Origin of the sequence: Actinoplanes flavus (assembly GCF_017592555.1) — a bacterium.
Lineage (GTDB): Bacteria > Actinomycetota > Actinomycetes > Mycobacteriales > Micromonosporaceae > Actinoplanes > Actinoplanes flavus.
The window spans coordinates 178,833-197,822 of sequence record NZ_JAGFNS010000017.1 but is presented as its reverse complement, the minus strand read 5'-3'; the positions used below and the strand labels follow the sequence as shown (position 1 = coordinate 197,822).

Annotated in this window: 22 protein-coding genes; 15 read left to right on the top strand and 7 right to left on the bottom strand. The window is 70.1% G+C overall.

Annotated features, from left to right (window positions below):
* The first annotated feature begins 427 nt into the window (after positions 1–427).
* Both J5X75_RS25720 and J5X75_RS25715 read left to right on the top strand, forming a co-directional pair.
* A complete protein-coding gene (locus tag J5X75_RS25720; protein ID WP_208470062.1) occupies positions 428–820 on the top strand; it encodes a hypothetical protein in 393 nt (130 codons plus the stop codon).
* A 333-nt stretch (positions 821–1,153) separates the two neighbouring features.
* On the top strand, positions 1,154–1,408 hold the full coding sequence (locus tag J5X75_RS25715) for a hypothetical protein (protein WP_208470061.1): 255 nt from the start codon (positions 1,154–1,156) through the stop codon (positions 1,406–1,408).
* Positions 1,409–1,523: 115 nt separating this feature from the next.
* Here the strand turns inward: J5X75_RS25715 and J5X75_RS25710 are convergent, their stop codons facing one another.
* Entirely contained in the window at positions 1,524–2,567 is a 1,044-nt protein-coding gene (locus tag J5X75_RS25710) for a glycoside hydrolase family 26 protein (RefSeq protein WP_208470060.1), read from the bottom strand.
* 266 nt (positions 2,568–2,833) lie between these two features.
* Between J5X75_RS25710 and bglS the strand changes: the two genes are divergently transcribed.
* The 4 genes from bglS (at position 2,834) to J5X75_RS25690 (ending at position 5,802) form a co-directional block, all read left to right on the top strand.
* Complete coding sequence (bglS, locus tag J5X75_RS25705; protein WP_208470059.1) at positions 2,834–3,607, top strand: beta-glucanase; 774 nt, start codon at positions 2,834–2,836, stop codon at positions 3,605–3,607.
* Between the two features lie 54 nt (positions 3,608–3,661).
* Positions 3,662–4,675: a LacI family DNA-binding transcriptional regulator gene (locus J5X75_RS25700; protein WP_208470058.1), complete on the top strand. Its 1,014-nt coding sequence runs from the start codon at positions 3,662–3,664 to the stop codon at positions 4,673–4,675.
* A 58-nt stretch (positions 4,676–4,733) separates the two neighbouring features.
* Positions 4,734–5,120 (top strand): hypothetical protein, encoded by a 387-nt coding sequence (locus J5X75_RS25695; protein ID WP_208470057.1) that lies wholly within the window; start codon positions 4,734–4,736, stop codon positions 5,118–5,120.
* Between the two features lie 241 nt (positions 5,121–5,361).
* Positions 5,362–5,802 (top strand): hypothetical protein, encoded by a 441-nt coding sequence (locus tag J5X75_RS25690; protein WP_208470056.1) that lies wholly within the window; start codon positions 5,362–5,364, stop codon positions 5,800–5,802.
* Here J5X75_RS25690 and J5X75_RS25685 read toward each other — a convergent pair.
* Positions 5,796–6,578, bottom strand: coding sequence for a L,D-transpeptidase family protein (locus J5X75_RS25685; RefSeq protein ID WP_208470055.1), 783 nt, complete (start codon positions 6,576–6,578; stop codon positions 5,796–5,798). The genes J5X75_RS25690 and J5X75_RS25685 overlap by 7 nt on opposite strands.
* A 110-nt stretch (positions 6,579–6,688) precedes the next feature.
* Here J5X75_RS25685 and J5X75_RS25680 point away from each other — a divergent pair, with 110 nt between their 5' ends.
* Both J5X75_RS25680 and J5X75_RS25675 read left to right on the top strand, forming a co-directional pair.
* Complete coding sequence (locus J5X75_RS25680) at positions 6,689–7,285, top strand: CGNR zinc finger domain-containing protein (protein WP_208470054.1); 597 nt, start codon at positions 6,689–6,691, stop codon at positions 7,283–7,285.
* Positions 7,286–7,327: 42 nt separating this feature from the next.
* Entirely contained in the window at positions 7,328–8,098 is a 771-nt protein-coding gene (locus J5X75_RS25675; protein ID WP_208470053.1) for a zf-HC2 domain-containing protein, read from the top strand.
* Here the strand turns inward: J5X75_RS25675 and J5X75_RS25670 are convergent, their stop codons facing one another.
* The 3 genes from J5X75_RS25670 to J5X75_RS25660 form a co-directional block, all read right to left on the bottom strand.
* The gene (locus tag J5X75_RS25670) at positions 8,099–8,332 is read right to left on the bottom strand and encodes a hypothetical protein (RefSeq protein WP_208470052.1); all 234 of its coding nucleotides are present in this window, start codon (positions 8,330–8,332) and stop codon (positions 8,099–8,101) included.
* 64 nt (positions 8,333–8,396) lie between these two features.
* Positions 8,397–8,846: a large conductance mechanosensitive channel protein MscL gene (gene mscL, locus J5X75_RS25665; RefSeq protein ID WP_208470093.1), complete on the bottom strand. Its 450-nt coding sequence runs from the start codon at positions 8,844–8,846 to the stop codon at positions 8,397–8,399.
* 86 nt (positions 8,847–8,932) lie between these two features.
* Positions 8,933–9,286 (bottom strand): STAS domain-containing protein, encoded by a 354-nt coding sequence (locus tag J5X75_RS25660; protein ID WP_188120632.1) that lies wholly within the window; start codon positions 9,284–9,286, stop codon positions 8,933–8,935.
* 165 nt (positions 9,287–9,451) lie between these two features.
* Here J5X75_RS25660 and J5X75_RS25655 point away from each other — a divergent pair, with 165 nt between their 5' ends.
* The 6 genes from J5X75_RS25655 to J5X75_RS25630 are packed head-to-tail and all read left to right on the top strand — an operon-like array spanning position 9,452 to position 15,001.
* The gene (locus J5X75_RS25655; RefSeq protein ID WP_208470051.1) at positions 9,452–10,291 is read left to right on the top strand and encodes an STAS domain-containing protein; all 840 of its coding nucleotides are present in this window, start codon (positions 9,452–9,454) and stop codon (positions 10,289–10,291) included.
* A 1-nt stretch (position 10,292) separates the two neighbouring features.
* Entirely contained in the window at positions 10,293–10,706 is a 414-nt protein-coding gene (locus tag J5X75_RS25650; protein ID WP_208470050.1) for an STAS domain-containing protein, read from the top strand.
* Positions 10,703–11,107 carry an anti-sigma regulatory factor gene (locus tag J5X75_RS25645; protein ID WP_188120635.1) on the top strand — a complete coding sequence of 135 codons (405 nt, stop codon included), beginning with the start codon at positions 10,703–10,705 and terminating at the stop codon, positions 11,105–11,107. Before J5X75_RS25650 ends, J5X75_RS25645 begins: the two co-directional genes overlap by 4 nt.
* Positions 11,104–12,135 carry a SpoIIE family protein phosphatase gene (locus J5X75_RS25640; protein WP_208470049.1) on the top strand — a complete coding sequence of 344 codons (1,032 nt, stop codon included), beginning with the start codon at positions 11,104–11,106 and terminating at the stop codon, positions 12,133–12,135. The genes J5X75_RS25645 and J5X75_RS25640 overlap by 4 nt, the downstream gene beginning before the upstream one ends.
* Entirely contained in the window at positions 12,132–13,475 is a 1,344-nt protein-coding gene (locus tag J5X75_RS25635; RefSeq protein WP_208470048.1) for a sensor histidine kinase, read from the top strand. The genes J5X75_RS25640 and J5X75_RS25635 overlap by 4 nt, the downstream gene beginning before the upstream one ends.
* Complete coding sequence (locus tag J5X75_RS25630; RefSeq protein ID WP_208470047.1) at positions 13,472–15,001, top strand: SpoIIE family protein phosphatase; 1,530 nt, start codon at positions 13,472–13,474, stop codon at positions 14,999–15,001. Before J5X75_RS25635 ends, J5X75_RS25630 begins: the two co-directional genes overlap by 4 nt.
* On the opposite strand, the gene J5X75_RS25625 is transcribed toward J5X75_RS25630, so the two are convergent.
* A complete protein-coding gene (locus tag J5X75_RS25625) occupies positions 14,998–17,061 on the bottom strand; it encodes a S9 family peptidase (protein WP_208470046.1) in 2,064 nt (687 codons plus the stop codon). The two genes, J5X75_RS25630 and J5X75_RS25625, sit on opposite strands and share 4 nt — an antisense overlap.
* A 106-nt stretch (positions 17,062–17,167) precedes the next feature.
* Here J5X75_RS25625 and J5X75_RS25620 point away from each other — a divergent pair, with 106 nt between their 5' ends.
* Positions 17,168–18,268: an FAD-binding oxidoreductase gene (locus tag J5X75_RS25620; protein ID WP_307798258.1), complete on the top strand. Its 1,101-nt coding sequence runs from the start codon at positions 17,168–17,170 to the stop codon at positions 18,266–18,268.
* A 40-nt stretch (positions 18,269–18,308) separates the two neighbouring features.
* Here J5X75_RS25620 and J5X75_RS25615 read toward each other — a convergent pair whose 3' ends face one another.
* Positions 18,309–18,923, bottom strand: a complete 615-nt coding sequence (locus J5X75_RS25615; protein ID WP_208470044.1) for a dihydrofolate reductase family protein — start codon at positions 18,921–18,923, stop codon at positions 18,309–18,311.
* Positions 18,924–18,990 lie beyond the last annotated feature (67 nt).

Genomic DNA, 18,990 nt, shown 5'->3' with positions numbered 1-18,990 from the left:
AGAAGTGCCTGGGAACTGACGGGCATCGATGACGCACGGTTCAGGCTTAGGCGGGCATCCAGAAATCCCCTGCCTCGTTTGCCCTGCCTCGTTGCACTGCCGAGTTGTTCTTTTCTGGATCAAGGCGCCGTGCAAGCGCGGCGCGGGCCGGACGCGCTCGGCCTGCTGGCGGGCTCCGCCCGGCATCGGCCGGCGCACCGGCCAGTCCTTCGCGGCGGTGCTTGAGGCGAGGGGTGTCTTCGGCGGAATGCTGGTGTTCCGGAGGATGCCGATGTTGTCCCGCCCGTCGTCAACCGGGACAAGGCCAAACAGGTACGGCGGTGCCGGTTCTCGGTGGAACGGGCGGCCGGGTTGCTGGTTCGGCTTCGCGCTGGGTGGCTCGGCTGTTATAAAGCCCTGTCGACCTACCAGGCCACTTGGGGGAAGTGTGACCTCTATCGAGAGCATCGATCTGGATCCCGGATCGACCTACGCCGTTACGTTGTCGGTCGGGCAGTGGCTGTACGTGCTCGGAACCCTCGACAACGAGACGAGTACAGAGGTTGTCGAAGGCGACCCGCGAGGGGTTGTTGAGCCCGCACAGGCGGTCATGCAGGACATCTGGCGCCATGCCTACGGCGCTGATGGACTGCCGTTGCCACACGAACGCATGGTCACGATCGACGTGCCGGGTCGGAGCTGTCGGATCGTCGCGGAAGCGCTTGACGATTGGGCAGCCGTGGCGGCCCGGGAGACGGCACCGGAGCCGGGCTTCGAGAACGAGGCCGCGGAGATGAGGGACGTGCTACAAGCTTGGTTGGCCCAACTCGGCCGAAAGTGAACTTAAGGTTGCGGTGGGTCGCGCTCAAGTTGCTGCCGCGCCGCTTCGCGGCTTGCCACCGAATACGGTGGTCCGGCTGGGTGCGGGGCTGGCCAGGGTGTGGGCGCGGCTGGTGGATGCCGGCGGCCGGTGCGAGTAGAGCAGGTCGGAGGCCGCGCTGCTGTACAGCAGTGAAGTACAGCAGCGCCAGCAGTCGGACCGGGTTGAACCGGACCTGATCAAGCCGTCTGACCTCGTACGACTCTTGATCCACCCGTATCGCGGGTAATCCATAGGTTCAGGGTTCGAGTCCCTGGCGGCCCACTGTTACGGCTGGTCAGCCCGGGGTTCCCGGTGCTGGCCAGTGCCGTTTCCGGGGGCGTACAGCAGCAAAGTACAGCAGCCCAGCTGTCGGGAGGCGTCGTGGGCGAGCCTGTGATCGCGGATCGGCTTCTGTTGGTCGACACGGTTGACCGGTGGTTTCACCTGCAAGAGCCGACTTTTGTGGACGCCGGGCAGGCGTACTGGATCGATCGCGAGACCAGCGAGCTGTGCGTGGATCGCGGTGACGGCCGGGTGACCCGGCACGCTGGCGCGATGTGCCGGTAGTCCCCACTGGAGAGGTGGGGTGCCGGGCTTCCCGAGCGATTCCTTTGGCCGAGCTGGGTGAAGTACAGCAACGCCGGCAGCCGGCGGCACGTCAGGGGTCAGGGGACGCGCCCGGCTAGGTGAGGGGAAGGCGGGAGCAGGCGTAGTCCCCGGCTACGCGTGCCAGCTCGTGGCCGCGTCCCCTCATGTACCTCTGCTGTGTCCAGGACGTGAAGGTGGCGAGCGCGGCCGGCGATGAGCTCGGTGACCAGGCCTCTTCTTTGGTGACGTCGAAGTAGGTGAGCAGTTTGAGGTCGGGGTACGCGCCGGAGCGTAGCTTCGCGTCCATGTCCTGGAGCCATGCGGCCTTGTCACCGCCGTCCTCGGTGGAGGCGAACTCGCCGATCATCACCGGCCGGTTCGGTGCGACGGTGCGGGCCTTGGCGTACGCGGTGGCGAAGGTCGCGTCGAAGCTCGTCCAGTGGTCGCCGGCCGGGTCCCACGACGGGCCGAAGCCCCAGTTGTATCCGTCGATGCCGACCCAGTCCACGTACCTGTCGCCGGGGTATGCGCGGGCCGGGTCGTTGTAGGGGGCGTCCGGCGAGGATCCGTTGTTGTACGCCCACACCCACTGCACGTTCCGTGCCCCGGCGCCCGTGACCAGGTCGTGGACATGCTGGTACGCCCGCACGTACAGCGAGGGGTCGGCGTTGTTGTTCGCTATGCCCCACGGGTACCAGTTGCCGTTGAACTCGTGCGCCCAGCGCACCAGGATCGGCTGCCGCACGGCGGCGAACTCTTCGGCGCGTGCCCTGATGTAGCCGTCCCAGGCGCCGCCGATGATGTCGGCCAGGTGGATCTGCCCGGGGTCGGTCGGGCCGAGCGCGGTATTCCACGGTTCCCAGGTGTAGTGCGGCATGATGCCGCGCCGCCAGAGCGTCCTGGCCTCGTTCACGGGGAAGGCTCGTCCGCTCGCCCAGCTGTCGAACCACATCACGCTGGCGGGGACGGCGCCGTAGAGGTTCTTGACGCTCGTCGCGATCGCCGTGGGGTCCTCTTGCCGGAACATGCCCAGGTAACGGGTCGGGGGCCGGCCCGGTGCGGCTTGCGCGCCGGCGGCGTCGGACATCGCCAGTGCCGCCGCGGCCGCCGCCGTGCCGAGCAGTGCTCGCCTTCGCATGGTGCCTCCCAGGGGTGGTGAAGCGCGGACTGGAAGCGCTTCCGGTCAGAAGATAGTGACTCGCGCTCGTCGATGTAAAGAGCGGGTTTCCTGCGTGAAGCCGTGGCGGAGGTCGCAACCCGTATCGCCGCAGCCAGACAGCCGACGCTTGACAGGAGATTGCCGCGAGGTTACAAAAATTTCATAGACGGCGCTGGATCATCCGATCTTGGAAGCGCTTCCAATTTTTCCTCCACCAGGCGGAACCCGTAGAACTGGAGACGTCGATGACCATCACTCGAGCGAGCGCCCCGAAAATGTTGGCCGCCGCGATTCTCGGCGTGGTCGGCGCCCTCACGGCGGGCGGTGCCGCGCCGGCCGAGGCCGCCATCGGCCCCAGCTTCGTCGACAACTTCAACGGATTCGACACCGGCCGCTGGTACAAGGCCGACGGCTACAGCAACGGCGGCGTCTTCAACGCCGGCTGGCGCGCCGACCACGTCTGGTTCAGCGGCGGCGTGATGGGTCTCAACCTGGACACCCAGTCCTGTCCGGGCGGCTGCTCCGGCAAGCCGTATGCGGCCGGCGAATATCGCACCACCGACCTGTACACGTACGGCCGGTTCGAGACGCGCATGAAGGCCGTCAAGAACCCCGGCACCGTGACCTCGTTCTTCACCTACACCGGGCCCAGTGACGGCCAGCCCTGGGACGAGATCGACATAGAGATCCTCGGCAAGAACACGACCCAGATGCAGGTCAACTACTTCACCAACGGCGTCGGCGGGCACGAGACCGTCATCAACCTGGGCTTCGACGCCGCGAGCGGCTACCACGACTACGCCTTCGAGTGGTGGAACGGCGGCACCATCAACTGGTTCGTCGACGGACGGCTCGTCCACCAGGAGAACGGCTCCCGGGGACCGCTTCCCACGCACCCGCAACGCATCATGATGAACCTCTGGCCCGGCGTCGGGGTCGACAGCTGGCTGGGGCCCTTCACCTACCCCGGCACCAAACTGACCGCCACATACGACTGGGCCAGGTACACCAAGTACTGATCGTCGCGGGGCGGCCCGCTAGCCTGATGGTGGTTCGAGCGGAGGGGGCCGTCCATGTCGTCGCCGGTCCCGTCGCGTCCACCGACCCTCGACGAAGTCGCCGAGCGGGCGCGGGTGTCGCGTACGGTGGCGTCCCGGGTGATCAACAACGGGCCGAACGTGAGCCGCGCGAAGCGCGACGCGGTGGAAAAGGCGATTCGAGACCTCGGGTTCACGCCGAATCGGGCCGCGCGCGCCCTGGCGACCCGCCAGACCGGTCTGGTGGTGCTCGCGGTCTCCGGCGACGGGCCGGGAGTGTTCGCGGATCCGTTCTTCGGGCAGATCATGATGGGTGCGTCCACCGCGCTGGAGAAGACGGACCTGCACCTGGTGCTCAGCCTGGCCACCACCGGTCACGGCCAGCGGCGGCTGGAGAACTTCCTGCAGACCCGGGGAGCCGACGGGGTGATGCTGGTGGCGCTGCGCGGTGACGATCCGCTGATCGACATCGCGGCCCGATCCGGGGTGCCCACCGTCTTCGTCGGGCTGCCGATGCACGGAACGCCACCGTTCTACGTCGAGGTCGACAACGCGGGCGGGGCGCGGGCGGCCACCGAGTACCTGTTGCGCGCCGGGCGCCGTCGCATCGCCATGATCGCTGGGCCGGACGACACCGCGGTCGGCCGGGAGCGCCGGCGCGGCTACACCGAGGCGCTGATGCTGGCGGGACTCCGGCCGTACGCCACCGAGCCGGGGGACTTCATGGAGGCCAGCGGCGTCGCGGCGATGCGGACGCTGCTGAGCGAGCACCCGGATCTCGACGCCGTGCTCGCGGCGAACGACAACATGGCGGCGGGGGCGCTGCGGGTGTTGCGTGACGCCGGTCGTACGGTGCCCGACGACGTCGCCGTGGTCGGTTTCGACGATCTGCCGATCGCGTTGCACACCGACCCGACTTTGACCACGATTCATCAGCCGGTGCAGGCGCTGGGCCGGGAGGCCGCCCGCATGCTGATCGAACTGCTCGACGGCGCGCAGCCGGAACCGTTCATCCTGCCCACGAAGGTGGTCGTACGAGAGTCGGCCTGACCGCGTCGGGCAACGGGCCGGTGGCCGGGTCGGGTCGTACGGAGAGGTGGTAGCCGTCTTGACGTTCCTCGACTTGCCATGGGGGTTCTGGGTTCTTCCGGCGCTGCTCGTCGTGGCCTGGGTGCGCCTGTGGTGGGCGAGCCGCCGGGCGCGGCTGTGGTTTGCCGGGCTCACCCCGCCGGGAGCCTTCGCCGTCATCCTGCTGGGAGTGGTCGAGCTGTCGGCGCCGACGTCGCAGCCCTCGGGCGGATCGGAGGATCTGTCCGTGCGGATCGCCGCTCTCGACAGCTCGACCGGCATGATGATCATGACGGCCGGGTGGATCGCCCTGATCGTCGCGATCGCGCTGACGATCATCACGTTCGTGGTGGAGACGACCCTGATGGTCCGTCGTAGCGAGAAGGCCGAGCGGGAGGCGGCTGCGGCCGCTCAGGCGCCGAACTGAGAGTCGCGGCGGTTTCCCCCGAGCCGCTCGTGGCCCGCCGTTACCGCTGGTCAGGCCGGGGCGGGGCGGCAGCGTACCGGATGTTTTGTCGTTCTTTATCTGGTTGTGACCCGGTCGGGTTAACCGGGAACGTCGGAAATTTCGGACCCACCGTGGGGGTGTATTCGCTGTGCGTGAGTGGCCCGGCATGCCAGGGTTTGTCGGGGGCCACGCCGGGTGGCCGTCCGGATCGGAGATTGATTTGTCGGAGTACGACCCTGGACAGCTTCTCGCGGGCTACCGGTCGATGACGATGCTGACCGGCTTCGTCGAGCGGGGCGGGCGGCCGGCGGCGGTGACGCCCACGATTCCCCTGATGGCCGGGGAGAAGCAGTATGGATGGTTCCCCGTGGACGTGACCGGGGTGGGCCGGCGGCTCACGGTCGTCACCAACCGGCGACTGATTCTGGGCACCGAGGAGTACCAACTACGGTCGGTGACCCGGCTGCGGCCGCGGCCGGACGACTGGTCGCTCGCGCTGGAGACGCGCGGGCGCGGCACGGTCGAGATCAGCGGGCCGTGGGTGCCGTGGCTGAGCGTGGTGCTCTGCGCGGAGATGTACGGGGCCGCCTGGCCGCCCGGTTACGCGCCGGTGATTCCCGGCCCGCGGCGCCGGCTGCGCCGTTACGAGACGGTTCAGTAGACCCAGACCCTGGTCTTCAGCGGGATCGCGTCGTTCTTCCACATCCAGTTCATCGCGTCGATCGAGACGCGCGCGCAGCCGTGCGAGGCCGGGTAGGGCGGCACGCTCGGGGCGCCGTGGACGGCGATGCCGCCGTTGAAGTACTTCGGCCGCCAGAGCAGCCCGAGCGGGGCGTGGCGCCAGCCGTCGATCTGGCGGCCCACCGTGAACCTTCCGCGCGGAGTGTCGGCCAGGTAGGTCTGGCCCTTCTGCTCGTAGTACTCCATCGAGCCGGTCGACGTGTTGAAGGTCTGCGTGACCTGACCGTCGTCGACCAGCAGCAACAGCTGCCGTTTGAGATCGATCTCGACGAGGTCCCCGCTGGTGGAGCGGGCCTTCGGGCGGACCCCTCGATCCAATGCCCGCCAGGTCTTCGGGCCGACGCTGCCGTCCCGGCCGATGCCGGCGGCCTTCTGTATCGCGTAGACCGCCTGCTGGGTGGTGCCGCCGAACTTCCCGTCAGCCTTCCCGATCCAGTAGCCGAGTTCGGTGAGGCGCTGCTGCAACGCCAGGACCTCGGCGCCTTCGGCACCTCGTTTCAACTTCTTCCGCGGTACGGCGGTGCTGGGCGAGGGTGTCACCGGAGTGGCGGCGCTGGGCGCGACCGACGGCGTGACGGACGAGGTGACCGGCACGGGCGCCGTGGAGGGGGCGGCGGTCGGTGAATCCGTGTCGCAGCCGGCCGCGAACGTCAGGGCCGCGGTGGCGGCGAGCGTCATCGACAGGGCTCTGCGCACGGGACCAGTTTAGAGACACATTTACGTACGTCCACCGGTCAACGGCTGCCGTCCACCCGCCCGGGTGGCGGCACGGGTGAGGTGAGAAAAGAGCCGAGTACCCTTTGTCTATGTCATGGAAGGCCAGCGCACGGCACGGTGTCCGCGAAGCGCCCGGCGGGTTCGCGCTCGTCCAGGAGCTGCTGAACACGCGGGCCGCGATGTCCTACGCCCAGGATCTGCTGGCCGCCACCGAGGACGCCCAGTGGTGGGTGACCGACACCCTCACGATCTGGTCGCACGCCTCCGGCCTGTCGGCGCCGACGCTGCTGCTCTCCTCGGCCGACCTGCGGTCGTTGCGCCGCCTGCGGACCGCCTTCGAGCATGTGGTGCTGGCCGGGGCGAGCCCGGAGCCGGACAGCGCGCTGCCACCCGCCGACGTCCAGGTCAGCCTGGTGCCGGACGGGACCGGCTGGGTGCGGGTGGTGCCGACCGGCCGGGGCGTCCGCTGGCTGGCGTCGGCGCTGTGGGCGGAGGCCCTGCTGGCCCAGCAGGCCGGGATGTGGCCGCGGCTCAAGCTCTGCAACAACGCGGCGTGCCGGGCCGCCTTCTTCGACACCTCGCGCAACAACAGCGGTGTCTGGCACGACGTCAGCACCTGCGGCAACACGGCCAACCTGCGGGCCTTCCGGGAGCGGCGGCGCCTACTCGGCCAGGAACATCACTGATCCCACGGGAACTTCGCAGCGAATCGGGGCGACTATCAGGTCATGGCATGTGAGCGGTGGCGCGAGATGCTCTCCGCGCAGCTGGACGGTGAGGACGACCCGGCGCTGCGCCCGTTGGTCGACGAGCACCTGGCCGGGTGCGACGGCTGCCGGGACTGGCTGGACCGGGCCGCGGTGGTCAACCGGCTGACCCGGACCGCCCCGGTGCCCCCGGTGCCCGACCTCAGCGCCGCGATCCTGGCCGCGCTGCCGCAGCCGGCCGCCCCGTCACGGCGCCGGCGGCTGCCGGTGGCGGCGCTGCTCCATCTCGCCCTGGCGCTGGTCGGCACGGTGCAACTGATCCTGGGGCTGACCCAGGTCGGCGGCGGCGCGAGCGCGGCGCACGCGCACACCGGCCTGAGCGCGACGCCCGGCCATCTCTGGCACGAGTCGGCGGCGTGGAACGTCGCGGTGGGCGCCGGTTACCTCTTCATCGCCCTGCGGCGGACCCGGCCGACCGGTCTGGTGCCGATGCTGACCGCCTTCGTCGCGATGCTGCTGCTGCTCTCGGTCAACGACCTCACCGGCGGGCGGGTGGACATCGCCCGGCTCGTCGGCCACGGTTTCGTGATCGCCGGATATCTGCTGGTGGTGGCGTTGTCGCGAGGTGTGGGCGGCGCTGGTCAGCCGCCCGGGGCGCGAGTCGGCTCGGGCTGGCGGGCGCGCTTCGACAGCGTGGGCGAGGAGGACGCGCCCCGGCCGGGGCTGCGGTTGCTGCCGTCGCCGCGGGGACCGCTCACCGCACACCACCGGGACGACCATCGGGCGGCCTGATCAGCGGGCCGACGGGCGGACCGACAGCTCACGCCACTCGTCGGGGCCGGTCAGCAGAGCGCGGACCATGTCGAGGGCCGCGTCCTCACTGTCGTACTCGAAGAAGTGCGAGGTGCCCTCGGAACCGCCGGCGCGCTGTTCGACATACCACTGATCGCCGTTGGTCCGTAAGTAGACGTCCTTGCGGGCTATCCGGCCCCACTTGCCGTTCCACCAGTGCTTACGCTGCTCCATCCCGGCACTGTATCGAACATTTGTTCGAACAGTGCCGGGAGGGCGGATCTTTTTCCCCGGGGGGTCAGCGCGGCGGTTCCGGGCGGCGGCTCAGCACCTCGTCCAGGGCGCTGTTGGCCACCTGGTGGCCCTGGCCGCGCAGCAGCGCGTCGCGGATCTCGGTGAGCAGCTTGACCTCCTCGCTGGGGGCCTTCGGCGGGGGCTCCTCGCCCCGGCGGCGGCGCTCGGCCAGCCTGTTCAGCGGCATGACCACGAGGAAGTAGAGAACTGCGGCGGTCAGCAGGAAGGTGATGAGGGTGTTCAGGAACTCCGCGTAGGTGAACTCGACGCCGTCGGCGGGGGAGACCGACCCCGCCAGCTCGCCCTTGCCGCCGGAGACCCACTTGATGAGCGGCTCCAGGAACGACTTGGTGAAGCTGCTGACCACAGCGGTGAAGGCGGCGCCGATGACGACGCCGACCGCCAGGTCGACGACGTTGCCGCGCATGATGAAGTCTTTGAAACCTTGGAACAATTTCACGGGCACTCCTGGGGGGCCGGTTTCCATCCGGCGACGGGGTGCCCGTCACCGGTCGGCGACAAACTACGCCGACCGGTGAATCAGTCGAGCGCTGGCTCCTCGGCGGCGACCGCCTGGTCCACCGTCGGATAGGTGTGCAGCACCTCGACCAGCCCGCTCACCTCGAGGATGCGCAGCACCCCGCGCTGCGGCGCGGCCAGCCGGACCGTCCCGCCGGCGTCGTCGGTGCTGTTCTTGGCACGGACGAAGACCGACAGCCCGGTGGAGTCGCAGAAGGACACCTCGGCGAGGTCGAAGACCAGGCGGGTCCGGCCCTTCTCCAGCAGATCACTGATCTGATCCTGCAGCTGGGGGGCGGTCGCCATGTCGAGCTCACCAGCGACCGACACGACCACCATGTCGCCGCGCTGTTCTGTTTGTACCGTCAAGGACATTCGCCGACCTCCAGTTATTGCTGAACGGTACTCCAGGTGCCCCGAGGCGCGCAGAACAGGACGGCCCTTTCGACCCCGGTCCGTTACTTGGCTTACAGCAACTAACGGACACGCTGATGGTAAAGTCCGGCCGTTGCGCTCAGATCGTGTGGTAGGGAGACAGCGATGCCGCTGAGTCCGGACGAGGCGAGCCGCTTCGCCGTACTGCTGGAAAGTAATGCGGAGTCGCTCGCCGCCCGCTGGAGTGAGCTGGCCGGCGCCGGCCTGCGCGGCCGGCTGAGCGGCGCCGAGCTGCTGCGGCAGACCCGCGACCTGCGGACCGCCTTCCAGCAGGCGCTCGCCGCCGGCGCCGCCGACGTGAACGACGAGGCCGCCGCCGAGTTGCGTGCCCAGCTCAGCGAGCTGTCCAGCAACCGGGCCCGGCAGGGCTTCAGCGCCACCGAGACGGCGATCAGCGTCTTCGCGCTCAAGGAGGCGACGCTCCAGGTCCTCGGCGACGCCGACGACGCGGCCACCCTGCGGGACTACGTGGCGTTCTCCGCCTTCGTGGACCGGGCGGCGCTGTTCACCTTCGACAGCTACGTACGGGTCCGCGAGGCGCTCATCTCCGACCAGGCTGAACAGCTGCTGGAGCTGTCCACCCCGGTGGTGAAGCTGTGGGAGGGCGTGGTGGCCGTCCCGCTGGTCGGCACCCTCGACTCGGCCCGCGCCCAGGTGGTGATGGAGCGGCTGCTGCAGACGCTGGTGGACACCGGCTCGCCGTACGCGATCATCGACATCACCGGAGTGCCGGCCGTCGACACCCAGGTCGCCCAGCACATCCTCAAGACCGTGGTGGCCGCCCGCCTGATGGGCGCCGACTGCATCATCTCCGGCATCCGGCCGCAGATCGCGCAGACCATCGTGGCGCTCGGCATCGAGTTCGGCGACATCGCGACCAAGGCCTCGCTGGCCGACGCGCTGCGCTACGTCCTCGGCAAGACCGGGAAACGGCCGGTGCGCTGACATGGAGCGCGTGCCGGTTCTGAAGATCGGTGAGATCCTCCTGGTCTCCATCCAGATCGACATGGAGGACCAGGTCGCCCTGCAACTCCAGGAGGACCTGGCCGAGCGGATCGTGGCGACCGGCGTCCGCGGCGTGATCATCGACATCAGCGCGCTCGACATCGTGGACTCGTTCGTCGGGCGCACGCTGGCCACCATCGCCTCCGTCTCCCGGGTGCTGGACGCCGAGACCGTCGTGGTCGGGATGCGCCCGGCGGTGGCGATCACCCTCGTCGAGCTGGGGCTGTCCCTGCCCGGCATCCGGACCGCCCTCAACGTCGATCTGGGCATCGCCATGCTGGCCCGCCAGGACGAGGACATCGACCTGCTCGGCTACGAGGACGACACGGATCAGGTTGCGGAAACCACACCGTGAACGACGACGTCCAGCGCCTACCGGTCGTCACCGACCAGGACGTGGTCCGGGTACGGCAGCTGGTGCGTACCGTCGCGGTGGCGGTGAAGCTGTCGCTGGTGGACCAGACCAAGCTGGTCACGGCCGCGAGTGAGCTGGCCCGCAACACCCTGGTCTACGGTGGTGGTGGTGAGGCCGAGGTGAGCCGGGTGCACAACGACCGGCGAGCCGGGATCAGGATCGTCTTCGCCGACCAGGGGCCCGGCATCGCCGACCTGGATCTGGCGCTCACCGACGGGTACACGACCGGTGGCGGCCTCGGTCTGGGGCTCAGCGGCGCCCGCCGGCTGGTCGACGAGTTCGAGATCGAGACCGAGCCGGGCAAGGGAACGACCATCACGGTCGTCAAGTGGTGCCGATGAGCGGAGGCACGGTGGCGTCCGTACCCGAAGGGCTCCTGGACGAGGGGGTCTGGTTCCGGGTGGAGGAATCCGGGACCGCCTCGGCCGTACGCCGGGCCGCGGAGCGTCTCGCCGCCAGCCTGGACATGCCGGAGAACCGTGTCGCGGACCTCGCCATCGTCGCCGCCGAGGCGGCCGGCAACCTGGTCAAGCACGCCGACCAGGGCGCCGTCCTGGTGCGTACGGTGCGGACCGCGGAACATGCCGGCGTCGAGCTGATCGTGATCGACAGCGGCCCCGGCATGAGCGACGTGCGGCGGGCGATCGGCGACGGGCACTCCACGGCCGGGACCCTGGGGATCGGGCTCGGTGCGATCTCACGCCAGGCCAGCCGGTGGGACCTGCACTCGGTGCCCGGCCGGGGGACGGTGCTGGCCGTCCAGGTGTGGCCGGACGGGCTCCCGGAGCCGAACTGGGCGGCGGGACTGACCCGGCCGCTCACCGGCGAGACGGTCAGCGGGGACGGGTACGCGATCCGCGAGATCGACGGCCGCCGGCAACTGCTGCTCTGTGACGGGCTCGGCCACGGCGGCCTGGCCGCGGCCGCCACGCACGAGGCGATCCGGGCCTTCCGGAAGGCGCCGGCCGTGCCGCCCGCCCAGGTGGTGGAGGCGCTGCACCGTACCCTCGGGCACACCCGCGGCGCCGCGCTCGCCGTCGCCGAGCCGGACCTGTCGGCCGGGGTGGTCCGCTACGCGGGCCTCGGCAACATCTCCGGCACCGTGCTGGCGCCGGACGGCGGCCGGCGCGGCATGGTCTCGATGCCGGGCATCGCCGGGCATCAGCGCCGCCAGGTGCGGGAGTACGACTACCCGTTCGCCCCCGGCGCGGTCGTGCTGATGCACACCGACGGCGTGGTCGACCGCTGGAACGCGGCCGACTACCCGGGCCTGCTGACCCACGCCCCCGAGGTGATCGCGGCGACCGTGTTGCGGGACGCCGGGATCAGGCGGGACGATGCCGGTGTACTGGTGGCGCGACTCTCATGACCGCCGAACCGCTGATGCGCATGCGCCTGCGGGTCGAGCAGGACATCTTCGTGGTACGGCAACTGGGCCGGGAGGTGGCCCGGATGGTGGGGCTGGAATCCCAGGACCAGACCCGGATGGCCACCGCGCTCAGTGAGGTCGCCCGGGTTCTGCTCGCCGCGGGCCTGAACGCCGAGGTGGCGTTCACCGTTCCGGCGATCGGGGTACCTTCGCTGCTGGTGACGATGGCACATCCGGACGCCGGTGCGGCGGCCCGGATCACCGGACAGTTGCGGCAGGTCGGCCGGCTGGTCGACACGATGGAGGTGGACGAGGGTGAGAGCAGGACGGTCATCCGGATGTCCCGGCGGCTGCCGCCGGGCGCTCCCCTGCTGACGCCCGAGCGTATGAGCGAGATACGCGCCGGGCTGTCCGAGCACGTTCCCGGCACTCCCCTGGATGAGCTGGCCGTCCAGAATCAGCAGCTCATCGCCGCCCTTGACGAGGTGCGTGCGCAACGGGACGACCTGGCCCGGCTCAACGCCGAGCTGGAGGAGACCAACCGCGGCGTGATGGCCCTCTACAACCAGCTCTCCCAGGAGCTGGAGGAGACCAACCGCGGGGTCGTCGCCCTCTACGCCGAACTCGACGAGAAGTCGGCGCAACTGCGGGCCGCCAGCGAGGCCAAGAGCCGCTTCCTGGCCAACGTGAGCCACGAACTGCGCGCCCCGGTCACCGCGATCATCGGGCTGGGCCGGCTGCTCACCGACTCCGGCTCGGACGAGCTCACCGTGGAACAGCACCGCCAGGTGGACCTGATCCGTACCTCGGCCAGCGATCTGCTGACCCTGGTCAACGGCCTGCTCGACCTGGCGAAGGCGGAGGCCGGCCGGATCGAGCCGCACTGGTCCGAGGTGGATCTCCGGGCGATGTTCGGACAGCTGCGCGGCACGTTGCGGCCACTCGCCACCCGGCCCGAGGTGGACTTCGTGATCGAGGAGCCGGCCGTGCCGGCGCTGCGCTCGGACGAGGTGCTGCTCGCCCAGGTGCTGCGCAACCTGCTCACCAACGCGCTCAAGTTCACCGCGTCCGGATCGGTGCGGCTCAGCGCCGCCCCGGCCGGCTCGGACATCGAGTTCATCGTCGCCGACACCGGCGCCGGCATCCCGCCTGAGCTGCACGAACGCATCTTCGAGGAGTTCTACCAGGTGCCCGGCAGCAAACCGGTGAGCGGCAAGGGCACCGGCCTCGGCCTGCCCTACGCGCGGCGGCTGGCCGGCATCCTCGGCGGCGGCCTGCGGGTCGACTCCACCCCCGGTACGGGCAGCGTGTTCACCCTCCGGTTGCCGGTCACGTCATGATCGCCGCCACGGTTCTCGTCGTCGACGACAGTGCGACCAAGCGCTACCTGCTGGTCAGCTGGCTCACCCGGGCCGGTTTCACGGTGCTCGAGGCGGAGACCGGTGGCGAGGCCCTGACCCGCCTGCTCGAGGTCGAGGTCAACCTGGTCGTCCTGGACGTGAAACTGCCGGACATGAGCGGCTTCGACGTCTGCGAGCAAATCAAGACCGATCAACGGTACGGCGTACTGCCGGTGATCCACGTGTCCGCGCACGCCGTCGACGTCAACGACCGGACCCAGGGACTGAACCGGGGCGCGGACGCCTACCTGGTCGAGCCGATCGAGCCGGACGAGCTGATCGCCACCGCGCACGCCGTGCTCCGCTACTACAGCGCCCGGCAGCGTGCCGAACTGCTCGCCGAACGGTCGCTCCGCCTCGCCGAGACCACCCTGGCGATCAACTCGGCGCCCACCCTGCCCGCCCTGCTGGCCGCCGCCGCCGAGGGCGCCTGCGACATCTTCGGCGGTCCGGTCGTGGTGGTGGCGGAGACCTCCGAGGGCGAGAGCCTGGCCGCGGTCGGCAAACCTGCATCGGTACGCCGATGGGCCGTCCCCGGCCACCGCGTCGCCGTCGGATCGCTGCTGCGCACCGACAGCCCGGCCGACTGGAACGTGGCCGAGTGGCCGCCCGGTGAGACGGTCACGGTGGCCGCCGCCCGGCTGCGCATCGACCGGCCGCCGGTCTACGTCGCCGCGCCGGGAAGCTCGCAGACCGCCGGCTCACCGGTCCTCCGCCAGCTCTCCCAGGCGGTCGCGGCCGCCGTCGAGGCGCAGCGCTCCTTCGACGAGGAGCACCGGATCGCGGTCACCCTCCAGCGCAGCCTCCTGCAGGCGCGCCTGCCCGAGGTGCCCGGCCTGGACCTGGGCGTCCTCTACGAGCCGGCCGGCGCGCAGACCGAGGTGGGCGGCGACTTCTACGAACTGACCGTGCTGAACGACCGGCTGCTGGTGGCGATCGGTGACGTGGCCGGGCACTCGCTGCACGCCGCCACGGTGATGGCCGAGATCCGGCACGCCGTCCGGGCGTACGCCGTCGAAGGGCACTCCCCCGGGGCGGTGCTGGAGCTGGTCAACCAGTTCATGCGCACCGTGCTGCCGGCCGACTCGGCCACCCTCTGCCTGCTCACCCTGGAACCGGAGACCGGCCGGATCCGGATGGCCGGCGCCGGGCACCTGCCGCCGCTGCTGCACGTCGACGGCCGGGTCGAGTTCCTCCAGCCGCGCGGGCCGCTGCTCGGCATCCAGGCGCCCCGCCGCGACGAGCTGGAACTGACCCTGCCCCCGGGCGGCACGCTGGTGCTCTACACCGACGGCCTGATCGAACGTCGGGACGCCGACATCGACGAGGGCCTGCGGGCGCTGGCCGCCTCCGCCGCCGAGGTCGAACCGGACCTCGACGTCTTCTGCCGCCGCCTGCTCACCCAGCTCACCGGAGCCAGGGAGCAGGCGGACGACATCGCCGTCGTCGCGGTCCGCCGGCGTTAGGCCGCGCCGGTGACGTCGAGGATCCAGGCCAGGTTGAAGGCCTCCTCCTTCCAGGAGTCGTAGCGGCCGCTCGGGCCGGCGTGACCGGCGCCCATCTCGGTCTTGAGCAGGTAGGTGCCCTCGGGGGCGACCGAGCGCAGCCGGGCGATCCACTTGGCCGGCTCGTGGTACAGCACGCGGGTGTCGTTGAGGCTGGTCACCGCCAGGATCCGGGGGTACGCCTGCTTCGCGACGTTCTCGTACGGGCTGTAGGACTTCATGTACGCATACACCTCAGCCGATTCGAGTGGGTTGCCCCACTCCTCCCACTCGGTGACGGTGAGCGGCAGCGACGGGTCGAGGATCGTGGTGAGCGGGTCCACGAACGGCACCTCGGCCAGGATGCCGGCGAACGCCTCCGGGGCCAGGTTGGCGACCGCGCCCATCAGCAGGCCGCCGGCCGAGCCGCCGCGGGCCACCAGCCGGGCCGCTGTCGTCCACCGGCTGCGGACCAGGGCCTCGGCGGCCGCCACGAAGTCGGTGAAGGTGTTCTTCTTGGCGAGCATCTTGCCCTGCTCATACCACTGCCGGCCCATCTCGCCGCCACCGCGCACGTGGGCGATCGCGAAGACCACCCCGCGGTCCAGCAGGGACAGGCGGGGAATGGAGAAGTACGGGTCGATCGAGTGCTCGTACGACCCGTAGCCGTAGAGCAGCGTGGGCGCCGAACCGTCCCGCTCGGTGCCCTTGCGGGCCACGATCGAGATAGGTACGCGGGTGCCGTCGGCGGCCGTCGCCCACTCCCGGAACTGCTCGTAGTCGGCCGGGTCGTAACCGCCCAGCACCGGCTTGCGCTTCCGCAGCGTCATCGCCCGGGTGACCAGGTCGACGTCGTACACCGACTCCGGGGTGACCAGCGAGGTGTACGTGATCCGCACCGAGGACGTGTCGTACTCCGGGTTGCTGGACAGGCCCACGCTGTACAGCGGCTCGGGGAATTCCATGTCGTGCGCCGCGGTGCTGCCGTCCGCGATCACCCGCAGACCGGTCAGCCCGTCGCGGCGCAGCGAGACGACGATGTGCCGGACGAACGCGTCCACCGACTCCAGCCGGGTGCCGGGCTGGTGCGGGATCAGCTCCACCCACTCACCCGGGTTGTCCACCGAGGTGCAGGCCAGTGCGAAGTCCTCGGCCTCGAGGTTGTGCAGGATCAGGAACCGGTGGCCGTGGTGCTCGATCGAGTACTCCACGCCCTGCCGCCGCTCGGCGATCACGACCGGTTCGGCGGTCGGGCGGTCGGCCGGGATCACCCGTACCTCTGAAGTGATTTTGCTCTGGGTGTCGATGACGATGAAGTGCTCGCTGCGGGTCAGCTCGACACCGACCCAGAACCGCTCGTCCGGCTCCTCGTAGACCAGCGTGTCCTCGGTCGTGCCGATGGTGTGCCGCCACACCCGGTACGGTCGCCAGGCCTCGTCGACGGTGATGTAGAACAGCTCGCCGCCGTCCGCCGACCAGGCGCTGCCGTAGAACGCGTCGGTGATCTCGTCGGCCAGCACCTCGCCGGTCGTCAGATTCTTCACCCGCAGCGTGAACCGCTCGTCGCCGGCGAAGTCGGTGGAGTAGGCCAGCCACGTCCCGTCCGGGCTGACGTCGAACGTGCCGAGCGCGAAGAAGTCCTTCCCCTCGGCCAGCTCGTTGCCGTCCAGCAGGACCTGCTCGCCGGGACGGTCCGCACCGGCCGGTGGACCGGTCTCGCCGGGGCGCACCGGCATCCGGCAGTGGATGCCGTACTGCTTGCCCTCGAGGGTGCGCGTGTAATACCAGAAACCGCCCTTGCGGGTCGGCACGGAGAGGTCGGTCTCCTGGGTGCGCGAGCGGATCTCCTGGAAGACGGTGCCGCGCAGGTCCTCCAGGTGCGCTGTCGCCTGGTCGGTCCAGGCATTCTCCGCCTCCAGGAGAGCCAGGGTCTCCGGGGCGTCCTTGACCGTCAGCCAGGCGAACTCGTCGGTGACCGTGTCGCCGTGGAAGGTGCGCTCGGACGGGACCTGGCGAGCGATGGGTGGACCTTCAATCGTCACCGGAAACACGTTACCGGCCGACTTTCGTACACACACGGACCTCGTCCATTCGAACATGTGTACGATGTGCCAGAGTGGACGATCTTCGTTGTGGGGAGGCATCGGAGTGAGCGGTTCCCTTCTGGCCGAGCTCGAGTCGATCTGCGGGCCCGGCGCCGCCCGCGTCGGCCGGCCGGACGACTCCGGCGCCGGCTTCGTCGCCTCCCCGGCCACCCCACGCTCGGTCGCCGAGCTTCTCCACATCGCCGTCGAGCGCGGGCTCAGCGTCCGGCCGCGCGGTTCCGGGAGCAAATTCCATTGGGGTACGGGTGGGGAGCACCCCGACCTCGTCATCGACACCGGCCGTCTCAACGGGATGTGGGATCACGACGGCGACACCGCGATCGTGGCCGCCGGCACCCCGGTCAAGGCGGTGCAGGCCGTGCTCCGGTCGCACGGCCGCCGGCTCACCCTCGACCCGCCGTCACCCGGCGCCACCATCGGCGGCGTGCTGGCCATGAACGAGTCGGGTCCGCTGCGGCACCGGTTCGGCGCGCCGGCCGGGCAGGCGGAGAGCGTGAGCCTGGTGGATCCGGCCGGGCGGGTCACCGAGACGGCCGAGTGGGAGAGACCGTCCGGCGAGGTGCTCACCGCGGCGCTGCTGCCGCTGGAGGATCTGCCCGAGGCCCGTCGCTGGGTGATCCGTCCGGTGTCGACGCCGACCGAGGCCGGTGACCTGGTCGCGCAGGTGGTGACGCAGGATCTGGCGCTGAGCGGCGTCGAGGTGGACCTGCCGGCCGCCGGCGCGGGCACACTCGCGCTGCTGGTGGAGGGTTCGGCCGCCGGGGTCGCCACCGGCGCGGGGCGGCTGGCCCGGCAGCTCGGCCCACGGGCGGTGATCGGGGCCGAGCCACCGCAGTGGTGGGGCCGGTACCCGTTCGGCGTCTCCGATGTGGTGCTGCGGATCCGGGTGCGGTCCCGCGACCTGCACGCGGTGGGCTACACGCTGCGTGACGTGGTCGGCCTGCCCGTCCCGGTTCGCGGCTCAGCGGGCGCCGGCGTCGTCCACGCGGTCCTGCCCCACGGGCTGAGCGCGGCCCGGATCGGTGATGTGGTGGTCGCCCTCAAACAGGTGCTGTTGGGCCGGGGCGGCCGTGTCGTGGTCCTCACCGCCCCACCCGAGCTGGCCGCCCAGATGGAGATGGCCCGCCCGGAAGACCTGCTCTAGCCCCGCCCGGCGGTCTCGAAACGCGTCGAGAGAGGCTCGGTCAGCTGAGCACGGGGATCCGGGTGACCACCTCGGAGGCCAGGTGGCGGCCCAGCCGGGCGACGTCGCCGACCGCATAGGTGAGGTAGGCGAACTGGCCGACCTCGCGCACGTTGGTGAGGACCAGATCGTCGACGAGCAGGCGGTGACGCAGCATCGGGACGCCACTGCCGAGGATGGCCGGCACGATCCCGAGGATGATCTCGTCGAGCAGGCCCTCGGCCACGAACTGCCCCACCAGGTTGCCGCCGCCGGCCAGCCAGACGTTCCTGCCCTGGGCGGCGACCAGCATGGCCTCGTGCACACGGCGGACGTCGCCACTGATCATGAAGATGTTGGCGTCCGGCACCAACGGCAGGTCACGGTGGGTGAAGACCCAACACGGGACGTCGCCGTACATGTCGTGCCAGTTCTCCGGCTCCTCCAGCAGGTTGTCGTTCTCCAGGACCCACTCGTAGGTGGTCGCGCCCATGGCGAACGCACCGACACCCTCGAAGAACTCACCGAACGGGTTCTCGGTGCCCTCGTCGACCTCGAAGAGCCACTCCAGCGAGTTGTTCTCGTCGGCGATGTAGCCGTCAATGCTGGTGGCGGTGTAGTACTGCGTCTTCGCCATGACCATCACCATGCCACGCCACCGGCGACGACAAGGGCGGATCCGCCAGGACGCCATGGGCTGTGCG

Bases quoted from the DNA above. Each gene is read 5' to 3' on its own strand.
- J5X75_RS25710 (WP_208470060.1), bottom strand. From the start codon at position 2,567: ATGCGAAGGCGAGCACTGCTCGGCACGGCGGCGGCCGCGGCGGCACTG.
- bglS (WP_208470059.1), top strand. From the start codon at position 2,834: ATGACCATCACTCGAGCGAGCGCCCCGAAAATGTTGGCCGCCGCGATT.
- J5X75_RS25700 (WP_208470058.1), top strand. From the start codon at position 3,662: ATGTCGTCGCCGGTCCCGTCGCGTCCACCGACCCTCGACGAAGTCGCC.
- J5X75_RS25680 (WP_208470054.1), top strand. From the start codon at position 6,689: ATGTCATGGAAGGCCAGCGCACGGCACGGTGTCCGCGAAGCGCCCGGC.
- J5X75_RS25675 (WP_208470053.1), top strand. From the start codon at position 7,328: ATGGCATGTGAGCGGTGGCGCGAGATGCTCTCCGCGCAGCTGGACGGT.
- J5X75_RS25670 (WP_208470052.1), bottom strand. From the start codon at position 8,332: ATGGAGCAGCGTAAGCACTGGTGGAACGGCAAGTGGGGCCGGATAGCC.
- J5X75_RS25660 (WP_188120632.1), bottom strand. From the start codon at position 9,286: ATGTCCTTGACGGTACAAACAGAACAGCGCGGCGACATGGTGGTCGTG.
- J5X75_RS25655 (WP_208470051.1), top strand. From the start codon at position 9,452: ATGCCGCTGAGTCCGGACGAGGCGAGCCGCTTCGCCGTACTGCTGGAA.
- J5X75_RS25650 (WP_208470050.1), top strand. From the start codon at position 10,293: ATGGAGCGCGTGCCGGTTCTGAAGATCGGTGAGATCCTCCTGGTCTCC.
- J5X75_RS25640 (WP_208470049.1), top strand. From the start codon at position 11,104: ATGAGCGGAGGCACGGTGGCGTCCGTACCCGAAGGGCTCCTGGACGAG.
- J5X75_RS25635 (WP_208470048.1), top strand. From the start codon at position 12,132: ATGACCGCCGAACCGCTGATGCGCATGCGCCTGCGGGTCGAGCAGGAC.
- J5X75_RS25630 (WP_208470047.1), top strand. From the start codon at position 13,472: ATGATCGCCGCCACGGTTCTCGTCGTCGACGACAGTGCGACCAAGCGC.
- J5X75_RS25615 (WP_208470044.1), bottom strand. From the start codon at position 18,923: ATGGCGAAGACGCAGTACTACACCGCCACCAGCATTGACGGCTACATC.